Annotated in this window: 14 protein-coding genes and 1 pseudogene; 9 read left to right on the forward strand and 6 right to left on the reverse strand. The window is 71.9% G+C overall.

What is annotated here, in order from left to right; translation table 11 throughout:
* Position 1: 1 nt before the first annotated feature.
* Both OG352_RS32770 and OG352_RS32775 read right to left on the reverse strand, forming a co-directional pair.
* On the reverse strand, positions 2 to 2,728 hold the full coding sequence (locus OG352_RS32770) for a sensor histidine kinase (RefSeq protein ID WP_329221913.1): 2,727 nt from the start codon (positions 2,726 to 2,728) through the stop codon (positions 2 to 4).
* A 376-nt stretch (positions 2,729 to 3,104) separates the two neighbouring features.
* Entirely contained in the window at positions 3,105 to 3,938 is an 834-nt protein-coding gene (locus OG352_RS32775; RefSeq protein ID WP_329221915.1) for an SAM-dependent methyltransferase, read from the reverse strand.
* A gap of 103 nt (positions 3,939 to 4,041) precedes the next feature.
* Between OG352_RS32775 and OG352_RS32780 the strand changes: the two are divergent.
* Positions 4,042 to 4,137, forward strand: a pseudogene (locus OG352_RS32780) (phosphotransferase); the annotation flags it as partial.
* A 160-nt stretch (positions 4,138 to 4,297) separates the two neighbouring features.
* Here OG352_RS32780 and OG352_RS32785 read toward each other — a convergent pair.
* A complete protein-coding gene (locus tag OG352_RS32785) occupies positions 4,298 to 4,759 on the reverse strand; it encodes a DUF6114 domain-containing protein (protein ID WP_329221917.1) in 462 nt (153 codons plus the stop codon).
* On the reverse strand, positions 4,756 to 5,424 hold the full coding sequence (locus OG352_RS32790) for a DUF6230 family protein (RefSeq protein ID WP_329221919.1): 669 nt from the start codon (positions 5,422 to 5,424) through the stop codon (positions 4,756 to 4,758). Before OG352_RS32790 ends, OG352_RS32785 begins: the two co-directional genes overlap by 4 nt.
* Positions 5,425 to 6,140: 716 nt before the next feature.
* On the opposite strand from OG352_RS32790, the gene OG352_RS32795 reads away from it, so the two are divergent.
* Positions 6,141 to 6,782 carry a Tat pathway signal sequence domain protein gene (locus tag OG352_RS32795; protein WP_329221921.1) on the forward strand — a complete coding sequence of 214 codons (642 nt, stop codon included), beginning with the start codon at positions 6,141 to 6,143 and terminating at the stop codon, positions 6,780 to 6,782.
* 18 nt (positions 6,783 to 6,800) lie between these two features.
* Here the strand turns inward: OG352_RS32795 and OG352_RS32800 are convergent, their stop codons facing one another.
* The gene (locus OG352_RS32800) at positions 6,801 to 7,796 is read right to left on the reverse strand and encodes a lytic polysaccharide monooxygenase (protein ID WP_329221922.1); all 996 of its coding nucleotides are present in this window, start codon (positions 7,794 to 7,796) and stop codon (positions 6,801 to 6,803) included.
* A 447-nt stretch (positions 7,797 to 8,243) separates the two neighbouring features.
* Here OG352_RS32800 and OG352_RS32805 point away from each other — a divergent pair, with 447 nt between their 5' ends.
* The 7 genes from OG352_RS32805 to OG352_RS32835 all read left to right on the forward strand — a co-directional run bounded on the left by OG352_RS32805 (position 8,244) and on the right by OG352_RS32835 (position 17,886).
* The gene (locus OG352_RS32805; protein WP_329221924.1) at positions 8,244 to 10,052 is read left to right on the forward strand and encodes a S8 family peptidase; all 1,809 of its coding nucleotides are present in this window, start codon (positions 8,244 to 8,246) and stop codon (positions 10,050 to 10,052) included.
* A gap of 415 nt (positions 10,053 to 10,467) precedes the next feature.
* Complete coding sequence (locus OG352_RS32810; RefSeq protein WP_329221926.1) at positions 10,468 to 11,118, forward strand: ScbR family autoregulator-binding transcription factor; 651 nt, start codon at positions 10,468 to 10,470, stop codon at positions 11,116 to 11,118.
* Between the two features lie 110 nt (positions 11,119 to 11,228).
* Positions 11,229 to 12,425, forward strand: a complete 1,197-nt coding sequence (locus OG352_RS32815) for a damage-control phosphatase ARMT1 family protein (protein WP_329221928.1) — start codon at positions 11,229 to 11,231, stop codon at positions 12,423 to 12,425.
* A 107-nt stretch (positions 12,426 to 12,532) separates the two neighbouring features.
* A complete protein-coding gene (gene cyc2, locus OG352_RS32820; RefSeq protein ID WP_329221930.1) occupies positions 12,533 to 14,704 on the forward strand; it encodes a germacradienol/geosmin synthase Cyc2 in 2,172 nt (723 codons plus the stop codon).
* 65 nt (positions 14,705 to 14,769) lie between these two features.
* Entirely contained in the window at positions 14,770 to 15,420 is a 651-nt protein-coding gene (locus OG352_RS32825) for a PDZ domain-containing protein (protein ID WP_329221932.1), read from the forward strand.
* Positions 15,421 to 15,721: 301 nt separating this feature from the next.
* Positions 15,722 to 16,849 carry an aminopeptidase P family protein gene (locus OG352_RS32830; protein WP_329221933.1) on the forward strand — a complete coding sequence of 376 codons (1,128 nt, stop codon included), beginning with the start codon at positions 15,722 to 15,724 and terminating at the stop codon, positions 16,847 to 16,849.
* A 50-nt stretch (positions 16,850 to 16,899) separates the two neighbouring features.
* Positions 16,900 to 17,886, forward strand: a complete 987-nt coding sequence (locus OG352_RS32835) for a phosphotransferase family protein (protein ID WP_329221935.1) — start codon at positions 16,900 to 16,902, stop codon at positions 17,884 to 17,886.
* Positions 17,887 to 17,901: 15 nt separating this feature from the next.
* Here the strand turns inward: OG352_RS32835 and treZ are convergent, their stop codons facing one another.
* Entirely contained in the window at positions 17,902 to 19,647 is a 1,746-nt protein-coding gene (gene treZ, locus OG352_RS32840; RefSeq protein ID WP_329221936.1) for a malto-oligosyltrehalose trehalohydrolase, read from the reverse strand.
* Positions 19,648 to 19,662 lie beyond the last annotated feature (15 nt).

Genomic DNA, 19,662 nt, shown 5'->3' on the forward strand with positions numbered 1-19,662 from the left:
TTCATGAGCGGTCGGTGGGGGGTTTCGGGGTGGGGGTCTGGGCGGTGCCGGCGGCGGTGACCGGCGCTCCGGGGGCTGCCTCCTCGGCGGACGTGTCCTGCGGGCCGGACAGCGGGACGTCGACGTGGGAGCCGGCGTCGAAGTCGACGGCGTCAGTATCGGCGTCGGTGTCGCCGTCGGTCTGTGCTCGCAGCGTGCCGCGCTGGAACCCGGCGAGGGAAGAGGCAGCACGCTCCGCGTTGAAGTCGTCGTCCGGGAAACCGTCTCCCTCGGCGGCCGCGGATTCCTCGCGCAACTCGGTGGCGAGGCTGGTCTGCGGGACCCGGCGGGGCAGCGGTGCGAGGCCGGCGGGGCGGGCGGTCGGCCCCGTGGCCCGGACCGTCGCCGTCGCAGCCGCCACTCCGCGAGCGACCCCGCGACCGTGCGGTGCCGGCTTCGACCCCGACTTCGACGTCGTACGCCTCGGGAGCGGGGCGTGGCCTGCCGGGGACGTACCGCCCGTCGGGGACGGCGAGGCGGGTGCCGGGGGTTCGAGGGCCGGGGGCGGGGAGTCGGATGCCCGGTCGGAGGTGTCCGGTGCCGGGAAGGCCGGCTGGTCCCGCTCGGGGGCGGACCTGCTGTGCTCCAGCCGTTGTTCCCGCCCGTGTTCCCGTCCGTAGTCCTGCCCGTGCTCCCGCTCCCGGGGGGCGGACACGGTCTGGGCGGCCCGGGGGGCCGTCCGCCGCGCCGCGTCCGACCGGGATCCGGTGGTCACGGGTACGCGTCCGGCGCCGGCCGCCGGGGTTTCGGAACCGGGGGCCTCGCGGACCACGATGTCGTGCGGGACCAGGACGATGGCGGTGGTGCCGCCGTACGGCGAGGGGCGCAGGGTCACGGAGACGCCGTGCCGCGTCGCGAGCCGGGCGATCACGAACATGCCCAGCCGCAGGTCGTCGGCGAGCGCCACCACGTCGAACTGCGGAGCGACCGCCAACTGCGCGTTGAACGAGACGTAGTCCTCGTCGGACAGCCCGAGGCCCCGGTCCTCGACCTCGATCGCCAGGCCCCTGGCCACCAGCGTGGCCCGCACCCCGACCGGACTGGGCGCCGGCGAGTAGGCGGTCGCGTTGTCGATGAGCTCGGCGAGCAGATGGATCACGTCGGCCACGGCGGGCGGCGCGATGCAAACCTCCTCCTCCGTGTGCACCTCCACCCGCTGGTACTCGGCGACCTCTCCGACGGCGCTGCGCAGGATGTCGACCAGCGCCACCGGCTCCGACCAGCTACGTCCCGGCCGGCCGCCGCTGATGATGACGAGGTTCTCCTCGTAGCGGCGCAACTGGCTTGCCGTGGAGTCCAGTTCGTACAGGCCGCTCAGGACGTCGGGGTCCTGGTGCCGGCGTTCCAGCGAGTCGAGCTTGCTGAGCTGGAGGTTGACCAGGTTCTGGCTCTGCAGGGCGATGCCGAGGATGACCTTCTGGAAACCGCGCCGGGTGTCGGCGAGTTCGACCGCGGTGTGCACGGCGGTGCGCTGCGCCGTGTTGAACGCCTTGGCCACCTGGCCGAGTTCGTCGTTGCCGTAGTCGAGCTGCGGGGTCGCCGAGTCCACGTCGACGGTCTCCCCGCGGTCCAGCCGGGCGACCACGTCCGGGAGCCGTTCGTGCGCCAGGCTCAGCGTGGCCATCCGCAGCCCGTGCAGCCGCCGGGACAGCGAGCGGGTGATCCGCCAGGACATGCCGACGCACAGCAGCAGGGCGACGAGACCGCCGGCGCTCAGCGAGCCGGCCTTGATGAGCAGATCGCGCGCGTCGTCCGCGCTGTGCTGCAGCAGCGTGCGGGTCTGCCGCATGATGAGTGCCGCGTACTGGTCGGAGACGTCGATGAGAGCGGCGCGCCACTGCTTCTGCACGTCCGGCAGCACGATGGCACCGTTGTCGCTCGGCTTCGCCCGGGCCGCGAGCACCTTGTTCTCGATGGACTCCAGGACCTGCCACTGGTAGCTCGTCAGGATCTTCTCGGTCTGTGCCTTCGCGGGGCCGTTGAGCAAGGGGACGATCTGGTCCTGCACGAGCCAGCGGCGCGTGTTCACCAACTGCGCGAACGCGGCCCACTCCTCCTCGTCCATCCGCTGCTTCGGCCCGGCCAGGGTGAGCTGCAGGTCCTCCTCGGAGACCAGTTCGGCCGCGTGTTCCAGGGCGACGAGCGGGCCGGCCTGCGAGGTGAGGTCGCCGTCGTCGACCTGGGACAGCTCCTGGAAGGCGTGGATCTGGTCGTCGATGATCGAGGTGTACTGGTCCAGCGCCTGCGCCGAGGTGATGTCGGTGGGATCGTCCACCTGGCCCCGGTAGTACTCCAGGCTGCCCACGGAGGCGACGACCGAGTACAGCCGGTCCTTGATCCGGGCGGGCGCCCGCTTGATGTCGTCGGCGCGGGCGGCCAGCTTGGCGACCGCCGCGTCGGTCTGCTTGCGCTGTGTCTCCAGCGCGGCCCGGGAACCGTCCGGGGTGGACACCCACACGGCCGACAGGCTGCGTTCCCGTTGCAGCGCGAGCGTGGCCTCGGTGCCCATGGCGCCGGTCGACCGGCTCAGTTCGGTCTGCGCGCGCAGCCGCAGCCCCTCCGAGAACATCTGGGTCGTCGTCACACCCCACATGGCGGTGAGGGTGATGCTGGGCACCAGCGCCAGGAGAATCAGGGAGAGACGTATGGAGCCGAGACGGCGGCGCCGGGCACCTGTCCGTGGAGACATAGTCGTCCTAGGGCGATCAGCGGGGCGGGGGGAGCGGGGAACTGCCTGGTCAGCGGGTTTCCGGCGGCGAGGCGCGGGACGGGAGTGGTCATGGGGGTTGCACCGCCGCCGGAGCGAGGGGGTGTGCCCCGGCGGGAGACATCTTTGGCTCGGAGCCAACCGTGTGTGACCGGTGGTAGTCAAGTGAGCAACCACATGGGTGAGATGCCGCCGCCGCATTGTGATCTGGGACGGGGGTGGGAGGCCGTAAATGAGCCTGTCCGCAGATGAGTTGACTGATCGTCAATAACAAGTCGGCTGAAGGCCAATTCCGTTGGGCTCGGGGTTCAGGGCTGAGGGCGCGGGGTTCAGGGGTTCACTGCTCAGGGCTGAGGAGTCAGGGCTTGCGCGCCACCGCCCCGTACATCGCGATGTCCTCGTCGCGGATCACCTCGGTGCCGGTGCCGGTGCCGGTCTTGGTGCGGGTGTCGTCGGGTCGCCAGCGGTGGACCTGGACGATGCCCGGGTCGACGAGGTCGAGGCCCGCGAAGAACTCCGCCGCCTCCGCGCGGGTGCGCAGCCGCATCGGCATGCCACGGGCCGCGTACTCGCGGGCGACCCGGCCGACCTCCTCGGGCGCGAAGTCCGCGGTGCCGATGGACATGGCCAGGTGGCTGCCCGGCGGCAGCGGGTCGAGCAGGCGGCGGACGACGCCGACGGCGTCGTGCTCGTCGAGCAGGAAGTGGACGATCGCGATCACGGTGAGGGCGACGGGCCGGCTCAGATCCAGTGCCGTACGGAACTCGGGCGCGGTCAGGATGCCCGCCGGGTCGCGCATGTCGGCCTCCAGGTACGCCGTGCGGCCCTCGGGCGTGCTGCCCATCAGGTTCCGGGACAGGCCGAGGACGAGCGGGTCGTTGTCGACGTACACGACCCGGGCGTCGGGGGCCGTCGCCTGGACGATCTCGTGGAGGTTGGGCGAGGTGGGAATGCCGCTGCCGATGTCGAGGAACTGGCGTATCCCCGCCTCGCGCGCCAGGTGGCGCACGGCGCGGTTCATGAAGTCGCGGTTGGCGCGCATGTGGACGGGGAGCGCGGGCCACTCCCGGACCATCGCGTCCCCGGCCTCGCGGTCCGCCGGGAAGTGGTCCTCGCCGCCGATGATGTAGTCGTAGATCCGCGCGGAGTGTGCCGTCCCGGTGTCGATGACGTCGTTCTCGTCGCTGTCCATGCGCCTCAACCTCCCACTACCGGCGGCATGGTGAAAGACGATGTGCGTTTTCTTCACCGTCGGCCCCGCGATGGAGGAAATCCCTCCGAACCTGAAGGCGCCCGTCTCGCAGGCGCTGATCGCGCTGCCGTACTACCGGACGACGAACCCGGCGATGGCACACAACGCGCGGCACGTGATCAAGGCGGTGCTCGGCGAGGAAGGAGGAAGGCTGAGGCGTCCCGCCGCGCACGCGGGGCCGGGAGCGGCCCCGCAGTGTGCAGGTCGTCCCGGCCCCGCCGGTGAAGTGCTGAAGAGCTGAGGTGCTGACGTGCTGAAGGGGTGGTGTGGTGAAGCGGCCTGTGGACGGATGACCGACGTCAGGCGTGCTTCCCCGCCCCCGGCAGGGAACCGCCCTGCAGGATCGACTCGGCCGCGTGGTCGCCCTGTGCCTCCTTGCGGCGCAGGCGGCGGCTCTTGCGCGGGTCCTGGTCGGGCAGCCACCCGAAGGCCAGGCAACTGCCCACGACGCCGCACAGGAGGCCGATGACGAAGCCGCCGATGTTGGACGTGAGCCAGGTGCCCAGGGAGACCGCGACCGCGATGATCGAGTAGAACAGCCGCTGATCCGGGTTGAAGAGGATCAGCAGGCCGCAGAGGAGCATCACGGCCGGCAGGAGGTAGCCCGCCAGGCCCTGCGCGCCGACGTGCAGGATGACCGGCAGCGGTGCCTTCATGGTCACCAGGATCTCGGCGCCGCCCAGGACGAGCAGCAGACCGCCCGCGAAGGGCCGACGGCCCCGCCACTCTCGGAAGCTGTCCCGCCACTGGGTGGAGTTCACTGCTTACAGCCCTCGCTGGAGAAGCTCATGTGCAGGCCGGGAAGCTTGAACACGGCGGCGGTGGCGGCGTAGTTGTGCTGGTACAGGTTCTTGATGACGACCGTGTCGGCCTGCTGGCCGTAGACACCGGCGGGGCCCTTGACCCCGCCCTTGTTGAACTCGCTCGAGTCGCCGCCGATCTCGATGCCGTTGAACTCGGCGTCGCCCGTGATGACGTCGGAGTCGATGGCCAGGTTCGACACGCTCACCGGCTTGGACCCGGTACCGGCGGTGAGGATCAGCTGGATGCCGCCGAGGTCGACGCTCTGGCACATGTTGGTGATCGTGCCGTCCTTCACCACCGAGGTGATGACCAGGACCTGGCCGCCGGTGTCGCCCTCGTTGGGGCTGTCCTTGATCATGTGGTCCAGCGCGCCGAACTGCTCGAAGCCCTTTCCGTCGAGCCTGTCGGCGGTGACCACGAACGGCATCCCGGAGATCGCGAACTGCACTCCCAGGGCGCCCTGCGCGGTGAGGACCGCGAGTCCCGCGGCGACGAAGGTGGCGGGCACCGCCATGACGGCGGCCCGGCGCAGCCGAACCCGGCCACGTCTGACTGCGGAACCGCTTTCGGGGTTCTCGGGGGTGTTGTCGGCGGACGACGTGACGTCCGGGGACGAGGCCATGTCTGCTCCCATGCGCTTGGGTGTGCGGGTTTGGGCTTCAGTGGCACGTTGTCCTGGCGCGGACAGCGGCTGCCGCGCACGCTTCCTCACAACTCCCGGAAGCCGTAGGGCCTTTCTCGTTACGCAGCAGTAGCCGACTCGGAAGTTACCGATGGTTACAGCGACGGGTCAAGGGAGATGTGGAAAAAGAGTGTTCATTTTGTGCCACGTGTGGGTCAGGTTCTCAGTTCGGTACTGCACCCGGTGCTCCACCCGTGTTCCACCCCGTGCTCCACCCGGTTCCCCAACGGCCCATATTCGGATATTCGGCTCTTGAATATCCATCAGATCATCAACTTCCGCTCTTGGTCTTGACGTTGACTGATCCTCAGGTCTACAACTCTCCCTGGCCCAGCCCGGATCCGTGGCGCCGGATCCGCAGCGCGGCGACACCGTCCGCGCCCCGGACTCTTTTCAGCCAGTACGGGCCCTCGGTCCCGCAGTTCGATCCCTTCACGGCACCGGCACGGCCGCTTCCCCCCGGCGGGCCGCGACCGGTCGCCTCTTCCGCCCGGCCCGGCCGGAGCACTCGCCAGTGCCTCCTGCCGGTCACCGGCCGGAGGCCGTTGCCGGTCCGTCACGTACGGAGAAGGCGTGACGGACCGGCAACGGCGGACGCCGACCCGCGTCCCCCATCTCCCCCGCAAAAAAGCCCCACTTGAGAAAGAGGCACCCGCATGCGTACCCGCTCTCGCTCCCTCCTCGCCCTTGCCGGAACCGTCGCCGCGCTCTCGCTCACGGCCGTCACCCCGGCCGCCGCGGCCGGCGCGGTGCTGACGACCGCCAACGGTGACGTCGCCGTCGGTGACGTCCTCAACGCGACCCTGGCCACCGGCACCGCCGCCACGCTGTACTCCAGCGCGACCGGCACCAGCGGCGTCTCCTGCGCGACGTCCGGGTTCAACGCCACCGTCACCGACAACCCGACCGCGCCCGGCACCGCCACCGAGTCGCTCACCGCGCACTCCTTCAGCGGCTGCACCGCGAACGTGATCGGCGTGCTCGGTGTCACCAGCGTCACGGTCAACAACATGCCGTACATCGCGACTGTGGGTTCGGGCAACACCATCACGGTGACCCCGGCGAGCGGCTCCACCATCCAGACCACGGTCGTGCTGCGCACCCTGCTGGGCAGCATCAACTGCGTCTACCAGGCGGCCAGTCTGACCGGCACGACGAGCAACACCGACAACAGCATCACCTTCACCGGCCAGCAGTTCGCCAAGGCGTCCGGCTCGTCGCTCTGCTTCGCCAACGGCTACTTCACCGCGAAGTACGCCCCGGTGACCGACGGTGGCGCGGGCGTCAACGTCAACTGATCGCCGTAAGAACGGAGTTCAGCGCCTCCGCATACGCATGACCAGGGCGGCGCCGCCGGTGAGCACCAACACCGCCGCGGCGCCGCCCGCCAGCATGGGCGCGGACGGTCCGGAGTCGGCCGTGCCGGTGGACGCCACCGGGGTGCTGTCCGCACCGGCCGCGTCGGCCTGCGCGGGAGCGGCGTCGGACGCCGCGGACGCCGACCCGGACGCGGACGGGGTGCCGGCCGCCGGGGTCGGCGTCGCGCTCGCCTCGGGCGTGGCCGCGGCGGGAGTCTTCGTCGCCCCGCCCGCCGGCTCGCTTTCCGGTTTGCTCGCCGAAGCCGCCGCCGAGAACACCACGTCCGAGCACGAGTAGTACGTGTCGGGCGTGCTGCTGTTCTGCCAGATCGTGTACAGCATCTGACGTCCCGTCCGGTCGGCGGGCAGCTTCGCCGTGAGGTGGTAGGCGCCGTCCGTCAGCGCCGGGTCCTTGACCTCGGCGAACGGCCGCTCCGGCAGGTCGGACCAGGTGAGCGGCTTCGACGCGTCGTATCCGGGCTTCGTCAGATACATCTTGAACGTGCCGGTGTGCGCGATCGTCGAGGCGTATGTCATCCGCAGCGTCCCACCCGGCGTCAGCCGGGTGGACGGCCAGTCGGCGCGGGCCAGGTCCAGCCCCTTGTACGCGGCCAGACCGCCGCTGCACAACTGCCCGTCGGGGATGGTCTGCCGGTCGCGACCGTTCACGTTCGCGACCCGCAGGTTGTCCCAGGCGGCGAACGACGTGCCGTTCGCGTCGACGGCCGCCCGGCAGGCCGCGGTCCGCGCGTCGGCGCCGCCCTCGGGGGAACAGGCGTACACCCGGCTGACCGGATCCGTGGGGGCGCCGTGCGCCTGCGCCGGGCCGGCGGCCCACAGGCCCAACAGGAGCGGACTCACGGCGGCGGCCGCCAGTGCCGCGGTACGGCGTGCGCGGCACGCGCGTTGTGCGCGATCTGCGCGGTATGTGCGGTGTGCGGTGCTGCGGGGCATCGGGGACGTCTCCTCGGCCGGCGCGGGAACGGTCTGCCGTCAGTACGCGAACGCGTCCCGGCGCGTTCAGCGCGCCCTCGTCCGTCCGTTGTGCGGTGAGCGGTAGTTCACGTCGTGGACCACGTCGTGGACCAAGTTGCGGACCAAGTCGTGGATCAAGTTGTGGATCAAAACGGGCGATCTTTAATCGATCTATGACCGATCTCTGACCGGTCTTGATCGTCAAGGGTGTGTTTCCGGCCGGATCGAGGGTTTCCCCTGTATACCCATGACTCTTTCTTTGCTTATCGTTCCTGCACAGTCGATCCACAGGTAACCCCCGACGGGGTCGACGCTCGCGCTGGCCGGCCTTCCGCGCTGCTTTCGATTCACCCCCTGCCGCTTCGACGCCGAAGCGAATCGACCGCCGCTCCGTCCTGTCCGGAGCGGGCCACGAAAGGCACGCCCTTGCGCACGTCACCCGCCCTGCGACGGAAGCTGATATCCGTCGCCGCGGTCTCCGCGGCCCTGCTCACCGCCGCCTCCACCGCGTCGGCCGTCGCCGTCCAGGACTCCGTCTCCCCGGGTTCCGCCGTGCCCGCCGCGCAGACCGAGGCCGCGCCCGGCACCCCCGCCGAGCGCCTCATCGTCGGCTACAAGTCCGGTGCCACCGAGGCCAGGTCGAACCCGGCCGCCGAGGCCGACGCCGCCGCCAAGGGCAAGCAGGCCGGCGAGGACGTCGACTTCCAGCGCCGTCTCGGCACCGGCGCCGCCCTGGTCGACCTGGGCGACGACCTCTCCAAGGCGGACGTCGCCGACGTCGTCGCCCGCTACCAGGCGGACCCGCAGGTCGCCTACGTCGTCCCGGACCGGCTGAACAAGCCGAAGGCCGACCCGAACGACACCGAGTACGCCAAGCAGTGGGACCTCTTCGAGTCCACCGCCGGCATGAACGTTCCTGCAGCCTGGGACCAGACGACCGGCACCGGCGTCACGGTGGCCGTCATCGACACCGGTTACGTCACGCACTCCGACCTCGCCGCGAACATCGTCGGCGGCTACGACTTCATCGCCGACACCGCGGTCTCCGTCGACGGCGACGGCCGCGACAGCAACCCGGCCGACCCGGGCGACGGTTACAACGCCAACGAGTGCGGCTCGGGCGTCCCGGCCGGCTCCTCCTCCTGGCACGGCACCCACGTGGCCGGCACCATCGCCGCCGTCACGAACAACGGCAAGGGCATCGCCGGTATCGCGTACGGCGCGAAGATCTCCCCGGTGCGCGTGCTCGGCAAGTGCGGCGGCTACGACTCCGACATCATCGACGCGATCACCTGGTCGTCCGGCGGCACCGTCTCGGGCGTGCCCGCCAACGGCAACGTCGCCAAGGTCATCAACATGAGCCTCGGCGGCGACGGCGCCTGCTCCTCCGCGACCCAGAGCGCGATCAACGGGGCGGTCGGCCGTGGCACGACCGTCGTCGTGGCTTCGGGCAACGACAACGAGAACGTCGCGAACCACAGCCCGGGCAACTGCAACAACGTCATCTCGGTCGCCGCGACCAACCGCGCGGGCGCCAAGGCGTCGTACTCCAACTTCGGTTCCCTGGTCGACATCTCGGCCCCCGGCGGCCAGACCAGCACCGGTACCGCCAACGGCATCCTGTCCACGCTGAACTCCGGCAGCCGGACGCCGTCCACCGAGTCGTACGCCTACTACCAGGGCACCAGCATGGCCGCCCCGCACATCGCGGGCCTGGCCGCGCTGGTGAAGTCGGCGAACTCCGCGCTGACCCCGGCGCAGATCGAGACGGCCATCAAGAACAACGCCCGTGCCTTGCCCGGCGCCTGCTCCGGCGGCTGCGGCGCGGGTCTGGCCGACGCGGCCAGGACGGTGGCGGCCGTGAGCGGCTCCGGCGGCTCCACGGCGGGCACCACCTTCTCCAGCACCACCACGGCCGCCATCCCGGACAACGGTTCCGCGATCGAGTCCTCCATCGCCGTCAGCGGCCGCACCGGCAACGCGCCGAGCGCCCTGCAGGTCGGCGTCGACATCACCCACACCTACCGGGGTGACCTGGTGATCGACCTGATCGCCCCCGACGGCACCGCCTACCGCCTGAAGGCGGCCAGCTCCTCGGACTCGGCCGACAACGTCAACACCACCTACACGGTGAACGCCTCGAGCGAGACCGCCAACGGCACCTGGAAGCTGCGCGTCCAGGACACGTCCGCGCAGGACGCGGGCCGGCTCAACAGCTGGAAGCTGACCTTCTGAGCGAACTCTCGCGGTCACCGCGAGCGATGAACGGGCGGGCCGGACGGTGTGGATGGACACCGACCGGCCCGCCTCACGTCTGTTTCCGGAACCGTTCGCCGGGCGTGCCCGCGGTCCCTCGGTGTTCAATGACACGTGTCACGCTCCTCCTCCAGGGCTTCACCCTCCGGTAGTTGCGTGCAGAAACCGCGCGCCCCGTCTTTTTTGCTGGTCTTCTCGACTATGCCCACGGTACGTTTCCTGTGGGAGGCTGCCTCCCGGAAGGCCCATGATCCACGGGCAAGTCGGGCGATCGCAGGGGGAGTCGGCGGTCCTCGCGTACATGCCCACTACCGCCGTACGGTGAACTATTGTGTACGGTGGGTAAGAAAAAACGGCATGACCCGTTCTTTACCGCCCGGGAGAGTACCAGTCGATGGCGAGGCAGTTACGCGCCGAACAAACCCGCACGACGATCATCACGGCCGCCGCCGACCTGTTCGACCGGCACGGCTACGAGTCGACAAGCCTCAGTGACATCGTCGAGCACGCCCATGTCACCAAGGGCGCCCTCTACTTCCACTTCGCGGCCAAGGAGGATCTGGCCCACGCCATCATGGAGTTGCAGTCCCAGGCCGCGCGCCGGGTCGCCGGCGACATCGACGACCGCGGCTACTGCTCCCTCGAAGCCCTGATACGCCTGACGTTCGGTCTGACGCGCCTGTCGGTCGAGGGCCCGATCGCCCGGGCCGGCCTACGGCTCGCCACCGGGGGAGTGTCGGTCCGGCCGCCCCTGCCGCACCCCTTCACGGAGTTGCTGGACCTGATCTCCCGGCGACTCGTCAGCGCGGCCAGGGAGTCCGACATCCATCCGGACGTCGATGTGGACGCCGTGGCGCACTCCCTGGTCTGTTTCTTCGTCGGCACCCGCGTCGTCGGCCGCTCCCGCGAACCCGTCGGCCGACTGCCCCGCCGGATGGCCGAGATGTGGCACGTCCTCATCCGGGGCCTGGTACCGGTACCGCGCCGACCGCGCTATCTGAGCCTCGCGGCGCGACTGGAGCGGGAGATCATGGCGGTGGTGTGAGGGCCGGCAGGGCGCGGCGCGGGGGCGCCAAGTAGAGGGCAGGTGGAGGGCAGAGGGCGCGTACGGCCGGGGGCGGTCGGGAGAGTCGCCCCCGCGATACGGTGATCGGCATGCCCGACACCTCCGCCCCGCCCGTGATCCTCGGCAACGAACCCGGCTCGTTCCCGCACAGCGTCCTGGCCGAACGGCACCCGGCGATCATCCGGCAGGTGCGGGACGCGTTCCCCTACGGACCCGAGATCCACCAGGCCCTGGACGCGCTGCTGGCGGGCTGCGCCAAGGGCGTGATCGAACCGCTCCCCGCCGACGCCCACGACCGGGACCGGTGGCGGGCCTGGGGTCTCGACGCGTACGCCGGCCGGTCCTGGTTCGACGTTCCCTGGCTGTGGTCGGAGAGCTACTTCTACCGGCAACTCCTCGACGCGGTCGGCTACTTCGGCCCCGGCCCCTGGCAAGGCATCGACCCCTTCCGCCCGTTCAAGCTCGCCGAGCTCAACGCCCCCGAGACGGACGAGGAACTGGCCGCGCTCGACACCCTCGAGGACCGCCCGGTCGAGGAGCGGGACCGCGCCCTCCTGCACGGCTCCCTCTGGGGCAACCGCGCCGACCTCGGCTTCCGGCTGTCCGACGCCGAGGCCGAGGAACGGGCCGCCGTACCGGGGCTCGTCGCCGACGACAGCGAGAAGCTGTGGTCCCTGCTGCCGGGTGCGGAGACGGGAACCAGGACCGTCGTGGACACCTTGTGCCTGGTGGCCGACAACGCGGGCCGTGAGCTGATCCCCGACCTCCTCCTTGCCGCGCACCTCCTCGCCCACGGGCGGTGCGGCCGGGTCGTCCTGCACGTCAAGCCGTACCCGTACTACGTCTCCGACGCCACGACGGCCGACGTCGTCGACGCGCTGAGGAAACTGGCGGGCGCGCGCGGAGTGGCCGGCGACCACGGCCGGCGTCTGTGGGCGGCCATGGCGGACGGCACCCTGACGGTCCGCGCCCACCCGTTCGCCGCCGCCCCGCTGCCGTACGCGGAGATGCCGGACGACCTGCGGGCCGAGTTCGCCGCGGCCGGCCTGACGATCGTCAAGGGCGACCTCAACTACCGGCGCCTGGTGGGCGACAGCCGCTGGGCCCCGACCACCCCCTTCGCGGACGTCACCGCCTCCTTCCCCGGCCCGGTGGCGGCCCTGCGCACGCTCAAGTCCGAGGTGATCACCGGCCTCGCCGCCGACACGGAGGCCGCGCTCGTCGCCGCCGAGGGCCAGGGCTGGCGCATCGGCGGGACACACGCGCTGATCCAACTGCGGGAGTGAGACATGCCGACTCCCGTACGGTTCACCGCTTTCGGTTGATTCACGCGATGGTGTGATCATGTGCCGCCCCGGGGATGGCGGTTCGGGCCCCCGGGTAGGGCCCGGCCATGACGCAACCGTTCGAACTCCCGCACTTCTACATGCCGCACCCCGCGCGCCTGAACCCGCACGTCGAACAGGCGCGGGCCCACTCCACGCAGTGGGCGCGCGACATGGGCATGCTGGAGGGGTCCGGGATCTGGGACCAGGCCGACCTGGAGGCGCACGACTACGGCCTGCTCTGCGCCTACACCCACCCCGACTGCGACGGCCCCGCGCTGTCGCTGATCACCGACTGGTACGTGTGGGTGTTCTTCTTCGACGACCACTTCCTCGACATGTTCAAACGCACCCCCGACCGCGCCGCCGGCAAGGCCCACCTGGACCGGCTCCCGCTGTTCATGCCGCTGGACCTGTCGACCGCCGTGCCCGAGCCGCAGAACCCGGTCGAGGCGGGCCTCAAGGACCTGTGGGCGCGCACGGTGCCGGCCATGTCGCAGGACTGGCGCCGCCGTTTCGCCGTCGCGACGGAGCATCTGCTCAACGAGTCGATGTGGGAGCTGTCCAACATCGACGAGGGGCGGATCGCCAACCCGGTCGAGTACATCGAGATGCGCCGCAAGGTGGGCGGCGCGCCCTGGTCGGCGGGGCTCGTGGAGTACGCGACCGCCGAAGTCCCCGCCGCCGTCGCCGGAACGAGGCCGCTGCGCGTGCTGATGGAGACCTTCTCCGACGCCGTGCACCTGCGCAACGACCTGTTCTCCTACCAGCGCGAGGTGGAGGACGAGGGCGAGAACAGCAACGGCGTCCTCGTCCTGGAGACGTTCTTCGGCTGCACCACCCAGGAGGCCGCCGACACCGTCAACGACATCCTCACCTCCCGCCTCCACCAGTTCGAGCACACCGCCTTCACCGAAGTGCCCGCGATCGCCCTGGAGAAGGGCCTCACGCCCGGCGACGTCCTCGCGGTCGCCGCCTACACCAAGGGGCTCCAGGACTGGCAGTCCGGCGGCCACGAATGGCACATGCGCTCCAGCCGCTACATGAACCAGGGCGCCACGTCCGACGCGCCCTGGCAGAAACTCACCGGCCCCGGCACCTCCGCCGCCGACGTCGGCGCGCTGCTCGCCTCGGCCGCCGCCGAACGCCTGCGCGCGTACGCGCACGTGCCCTTCCAGACGGTCGGCCCGTCCCTGCTGCCCGACTTCCACATGCCGTTCCCGGTCGAGCTCAGCCCGCACCTGGAGGCGTGCCGCCCCCGCCTGACCGCCTGGATGCACCGGATGGGCATGCTCCAGGAGGGCGTCTGGGACGAGGACAAACTCGCCGCCTACGACCTCCCGCTGTGCTCGGCCGGCCTCGACCCGGACGCCACCCCGGAGGCCCTCGACCTCAGCGCCCACTGGCTGGCCTGGGGCACCTACGGCGACGACTACTACCCGCTGGTCTTCGGCGCCCGCCGCGACCTGGCCGCCGCCCGCCTCACCACCGCCCGGCTGTCGGCCTGCATGCCCGTAGACGGCGAGGAGACGCCCGTCGTCCCCGTCAACGGCATGGAACGCGGCCTGATCGACCTGTGGGCGCGCACCACCGCCGACATGGCCCCCGACCAGCGGCGCACCCTGCGCGAGGCGGTCGACGCCATGACCGAGAGCTGGGTGTGGGAGCTGTCCAACCAGCTCCTGAACCGCGTCCCCGACCCGGTCGACTACCTGGAGATGCGCCGCGCCACCTTCGGCTCCGACCTCACCCTGAGCCTGTGCCGCATGGGCCAGGGCCCCGCCATCCCGCCGGAGGTCTACCGCAGCGGCCCCGTCCGCTCACTGGAGAACGCGGCCGTGGACTACGCGTGCCTCGTCAACGACGTCTTCTCGTACCAGAAGGAGATCGAGTACGAGGGCGAGCTGCACAACGCGATCCTCGTCGTGCAGAACTTCTTCGGCTGCGACTACCCGACCGGACTGGGCATCGTCCACGACCTGATGACCCAGCGCATGGAGCAGTTCGAGCACGTCATCGCCCACGAACTGCCCGTCCTCTACGACGACTTCGACCTCTCGGCCGAGGCCCGCGCGGCGATGGGCAACTACGTCGCCGACCTGCAGAACTGGCTGTCGGGCATCCTGCACTGGCACCGCGAGGTCGACCGCTACAAGTCCGAATTCCTGGCCGGCCGCACCCACGGTTTCCTGCCGGACCTCGTGCCGACGGCACCCGCTCCACGCCTGATGATCTCCTGACTGTCACTCGTTCGTGGCTCGTGGTGCGCCGGTGCGCCGGGTAGAGCACCAGCCGGAGGCGATCCATGGAACAGACAGCGTTGCGTCCCAAGCCCATGCCGGGTCAGGAGCCCGGCGGTGGCAGCGGCGGTGGCGGACCGGGCGGCCGGGAGCGGCGTCCGCACGCCTCCCCCGGCCGCCGCGGCCGACGGCTGACCACCCTGCTGCTCGGCCTGTTCGCCGGCACCGTCCTGCTCCTGTCCGGCGTCGGACTCGGCACCCTGGGGGCGACCGTGATCGGCGTCAGCAGACTGGCCGAACTGCAGCGGCAGGCGGCGCAGGGCGTGCCGGGCGCGCAGGGGACGCGCGGGACGCAGGGCGGGCCGGGTGCCGGGTCCGCCTCCGGCCGGGGCGGTCCCTCCGCGCAGGTTCCGTCTCCGGCCGGGGCGACCGGCGCGGCGCCGGGTCTCGCCGAGGCCACCCTCGGGCTGGAGGTCGTGGACGCGGAGAAGGCGGGGGCGAAGATCGTCGCCGTCCACATTCCGGGCCCCGGCTACACGGCGGGTCTCGTCCGCGGCGACGTCCTGCTGACGTTCGGCGGCGCCCGGATCGACTCGGCGACGGACCTCGCCCGGGCCGTCGACGAGGTCCGCCCGGGTAAGGAGGTGGACGTGACGGTGCGTCACCGAAGCGGTGGGTACCAGCGGCTGATGGTCGTCCCCGGCATCGTCACATGAGGCGGGCGGAGCCGGTGGGGCTCCTGCCGGGCCGGGTCGCCGCTCGACCCCGCCGACCCCGAGGCGGCCGTGTTCGCGCGCGGGGTTCCCGTGCGGTGTTCCCGTGCGAAACCTCCGCAACCGGCTCGCGCGACCCCCGCCGTACGGGCAGGATGCTGCCCGTGGTCACCGCGCCGGTGTCACCGGGTTCCTCCGAGGATGCCCCGGCCTTCAGGACTCTGCTGAGGAATGCCTTCAGGCCGGGGAGGATGTCAAGATGTCCGCCACACGTCAGTCGCCACGTCCTGTCTGGGAGGCCCGGATGACCGGCACCGCCCCCGCGCCCTTCACCGCCGACGACTACCGGGCCCGTATGACGCGGGCCGCGCGCGAGGCCGCCGACGCCGGGCTCGCCGGACTGCTCGTGGCGCCCGGCCCCGACCTCGTCTGGCTCACCGGCTACGCGCCCACCGCCGTCACCGAACGGCTCACCCTGCTCGTCCTGGCCGCCGGCCGGGACCCCGTCCTCGTCGTGCCGGCCCTGGAGGCGCCCGACGCCGCGAAGGGAGCCGGCGCCCCGGCGCTCACCCTGCGGGACTGGACCGACGGCAAGGACCCCTACGCCGCCACCGCGGGCCTCCTCGACCCGGGCGGCCGGTTCGGGGTCAGCGACAACGCCTGGGCGATGCACCTGCTGGGCCTGCAGAAGGCCCTGCCCGCCGCCTCCTACGCCTCCCTCACCGACGCCCTGCCCATGCTGCGCGCCGTCAAGGACACGGCGGAGCTGGAGCTGATGGCGGCCGCCGGAGCGGCCGCGGACGCCACGTTCGAGGAGATCCGGAAGGTTCCCTTCGCCGGGCGCCGGGAGACGGAGGTCGGCGCCGACCTCGCCGGCCTGCTGCGCCGGTTCGGGCACTCCCAGGTCGACTTCACCATCGTCGCCTCCGGGCCGAACGGCGCCAACCCGCACCACGAGGCCGGCGACCGGGTCATCGAGCGCGGCGACATGGTCGTCCTCGACTTCGGCGGCCTCAAGGACGGCTACGGCTCCGACACCTCCCGCACCGTCCACGTCGGCGAGCCGACCGACGAGGAGCGGCGGGTCCACGACCTCGTGCGCGCGGCCCAGGAGGCCGGTTTCCGGGCGGTCCGGCCCGGCGTCGCCTGCCAGGAGGTCGACCGGGCCGCCCGCGCGGTCATCGCCGACGCCGGCTACGGCGCGTACTTCATCCACCGCACCGGACACGGCATCGGCGTCACCACCCACGAGCCGCCCTACATGGTCGAGGGCGAGGAGCGGCCCCTCGTGCCCGGCATGTGCTTCTCCGTGGAGCCCGGCGTGTACCTGCCGGGCCGGTTCGGGGTCCGCATCGAGGACATCGTCACCGTCACCGAGGACGGCGGCCGCCGTCTCAACGACACCACCCGCGAGCTGGTCATAGTGGACTGAGCCACCCCCAGGAGTCCCCGGCACCCACCCCGAACGGCAGCGGCGCGACCATGACCCAGGCACCGACACCCACCGCGGACACCGTCCGCCGACTGGTCCGCGCCCTCCTCGCCGAGGGCGTCGCCGGCGGCTTCGGGCCGGAGGTACGGCCCGTCACCGAGGGCGGCGCGCACACCACCTGGTGGGTCGGCTCCCGCCACGTGCTGCGCCTCGCCCTGGACCGCGAGGCGACCCGGCGCCGCCGCCGCGAACTGCGGCTGCGCGACCTCGTCCGCCCGCACGTCCCCGTGGCCGTGCCGAGCAGCGTCGCGCACGGCGACTGGTCCCCGGGCCTCGCCTGCACCCTCGACACCAGGCTGCCCGGCGGCACGGCCGAGGAGCACGACGTGTCGGCCGTCGGCGAGGCCGACCTCGCCGGGCTGCTCAGGGGGCTGCGCGAGGTGCCGCCCCGGCAGGCCGAGACGCTCGGCGTGCCGCGCGCCGCCCCGCGCTCCCTGGAGGCGCTGCGCCGGATGGCCGTGGCCGCCGCCGAACGCCTCGCCCGCGCCGACGAGTTCGACCCCGCCCGCCTCCACCAGCTCACCGCGCCCGGCGCGGCCCAGTTCGCGACGCAGCCCGGCGCCGCCGTCCTCGTCCACCACGCCCTGCGGGGCGAGCACCTCGTGGTGAGCGCCGACGGCCGGGTGCGCGGCGTCCTCGACTGGACCGACGCCGTCATCGGGGACCCCGCCGAGGACATCGCCGGGCTGGCCCTGGCCCTCGGCTCCGGCGCCGCCGTCCGTGCCGCCACCCTCGCCGGCTACGGCGCCCGACCGTGCCTGCGCGGCCTGTGGCTCGCCCGCTGCGACACCGTCGTCCACCTCGCGGAACACCTCGACGCCCACGCCCCCGTCCACCCCCACGACACCGGCCCACGGGCCGCCGAGGCGCTCGCCCTCCCCCGGACCCGCCTGCTACGGGCCTGGGAGCCGATCCTGCTGGAACGGGTCACGGACCTCCGCGAGGACGAGGAGGGCGCGGCCGGCGAGGAGGAGTAGCCGAGGAGCAGCCCCTCACTGCTGCTCCAGCACCACGCACGCCTCCCCGGGCACATGCAGCAGTCCGTCCGGACCCGGGGTGGTCACCGGGTCCCACGCGGCGAGTACGCGGGCCGGGCGCGGGCCCAGGGGGATCGCGGCCGGTTCCCTGACGAGGTTGACGGCCACCCGGACGTCGCCGCGCCGGAAGGCCAGCCAGCGGGCTCGCGCGTCGTGGGCGACCTTGATGTCGGACAGGTCGGGATCGGTGAGGTCGGGCTGCGCGTGGCGCAGCGCGATCAGCTCGCGGTACCAGGCCAGCACGCGCGCGTGCGGCTCGCGCCCCGGCTCGGACCAGTCCAGGCAGGAGCGCTCGCGCGTCGCCGGGTCCTGCGGGTCGGGCACGTCCTCCTCGGCCCAGCCGTGCGCCGTGAACTCCCGCCGCCTGCCCCGCCGTACGGCCTCGGCGAGCTCCGGGTCGGTGTGGTCGGTGAAGTACTGCCAGGGCGTGCCCGCCGCCCACTCCTCGCCCATGAACAGCATCGGCGTGAACGGCGCGGTCAGCGTCAACGCGGCCGCGCACGCCAGCAGCCCGGGGGAGAGGGACGCCGACAGCCGGTCGCCCTGGGCGCGGTTGCCGACCTGGTCGTGGGTCTGGGCGTACCCGAGGAGCCGGTGCGCGGGCACGAGGGAGCGGTCCAGCGGGCGGCCGTGGTGCCGGCCCCGGAAACCGGAGTACGTGCCGTCGTGGAAGAAACCGCCGGTGAGGGTCTTGGCGACCGCGGCGAACGGGTCGCGCGCGAAGTCGCCGTAGTAGCCCTGGGACTCACCGGTGAGCGCGGTGTGCAGGGCGTGGTGGAAGTCGTCGTTCCACTGCGCGTGCAGGCCCAGGCCGCCCGCCCGGCGGGGGGTGATCAGCCGTGGGTCGTTGAGGTCGGACTCGGCGATCAGGAACAGCGGCCGGCCGGTCTCCGCGGCGAGGGCGTCCACGGCCGCCGACAGCTCCTCCAGGAACGGGTACGCGCGCGTGTCCGCCAGCGCGTGCACCGCGTCCAGACGCAGCCCGTCGAGCCGGTGGTCGCGCAGCCAGGCCAGCGCGCTGCCCAGCAGGTAGGCGCGCACCTCGTCCGAGCCGGGCGCGTCCAGGTTGACGGCCGCGCCCCACGGCGTGTGGTGCGTGTCGGTGAAGTACGGGCCGAACTCGGGGAGATGGTTGCCGGACGGGCCCAGGTGGTTGTGCACCACGTCCAGGATCACGCCCAGACCGAGTTCGTGGGCCCGGTCGACGAACCGCTTCAGCGCCTCGGGACCGCCGTACGGCTCGTGCACCGCCCACGGCGACACCCCGTCGTACCCCCAGCCGTGCCGGCCGGGGAACGCGCACAGCGGCATCAACTCGACGTGCGTGACGCCGAGTTCGACGAGATGGTCCAGACGCTCGGCGGCGGCGTCCAGGGTGCCTTCGGGGGTGTACGTGCCCACGTGCAGCTCGTACAGGACCGCGCCCGACAGCGGGCGCCCGGACCACCGCGTCCGCCACGCGTAGCGGCCCTGGTCGACGACCGCGCTCAGCCCCTCGGGGCCGTCCGGCTGGCGGCGCGAGCGCGGGTCGGGGCGGACGGGGCCGTCGTCCACCGCGAAGCCGTACCGCGTGCCGTCGGAGGCCTCCGCCTCGCCGGTCCACCACCCCTCCCGTCCCGGATCGCGATCCAACGCGCGCGTGACGCCGTCGCACTGGAGCGTCACACGTTCGGCCTGCGGTGCCCACACCTCGAACTGCACGGACGGTTCCCCTTC

The organism is Streptomyces sp. NBC_01485 (genome assembly GCF_036227125.1).
Classification (GTDB): Bacteria; Actinomycetota; Actinomycetes; order Streptomycetales; family Streptomycetaceae; genus Streptomyces.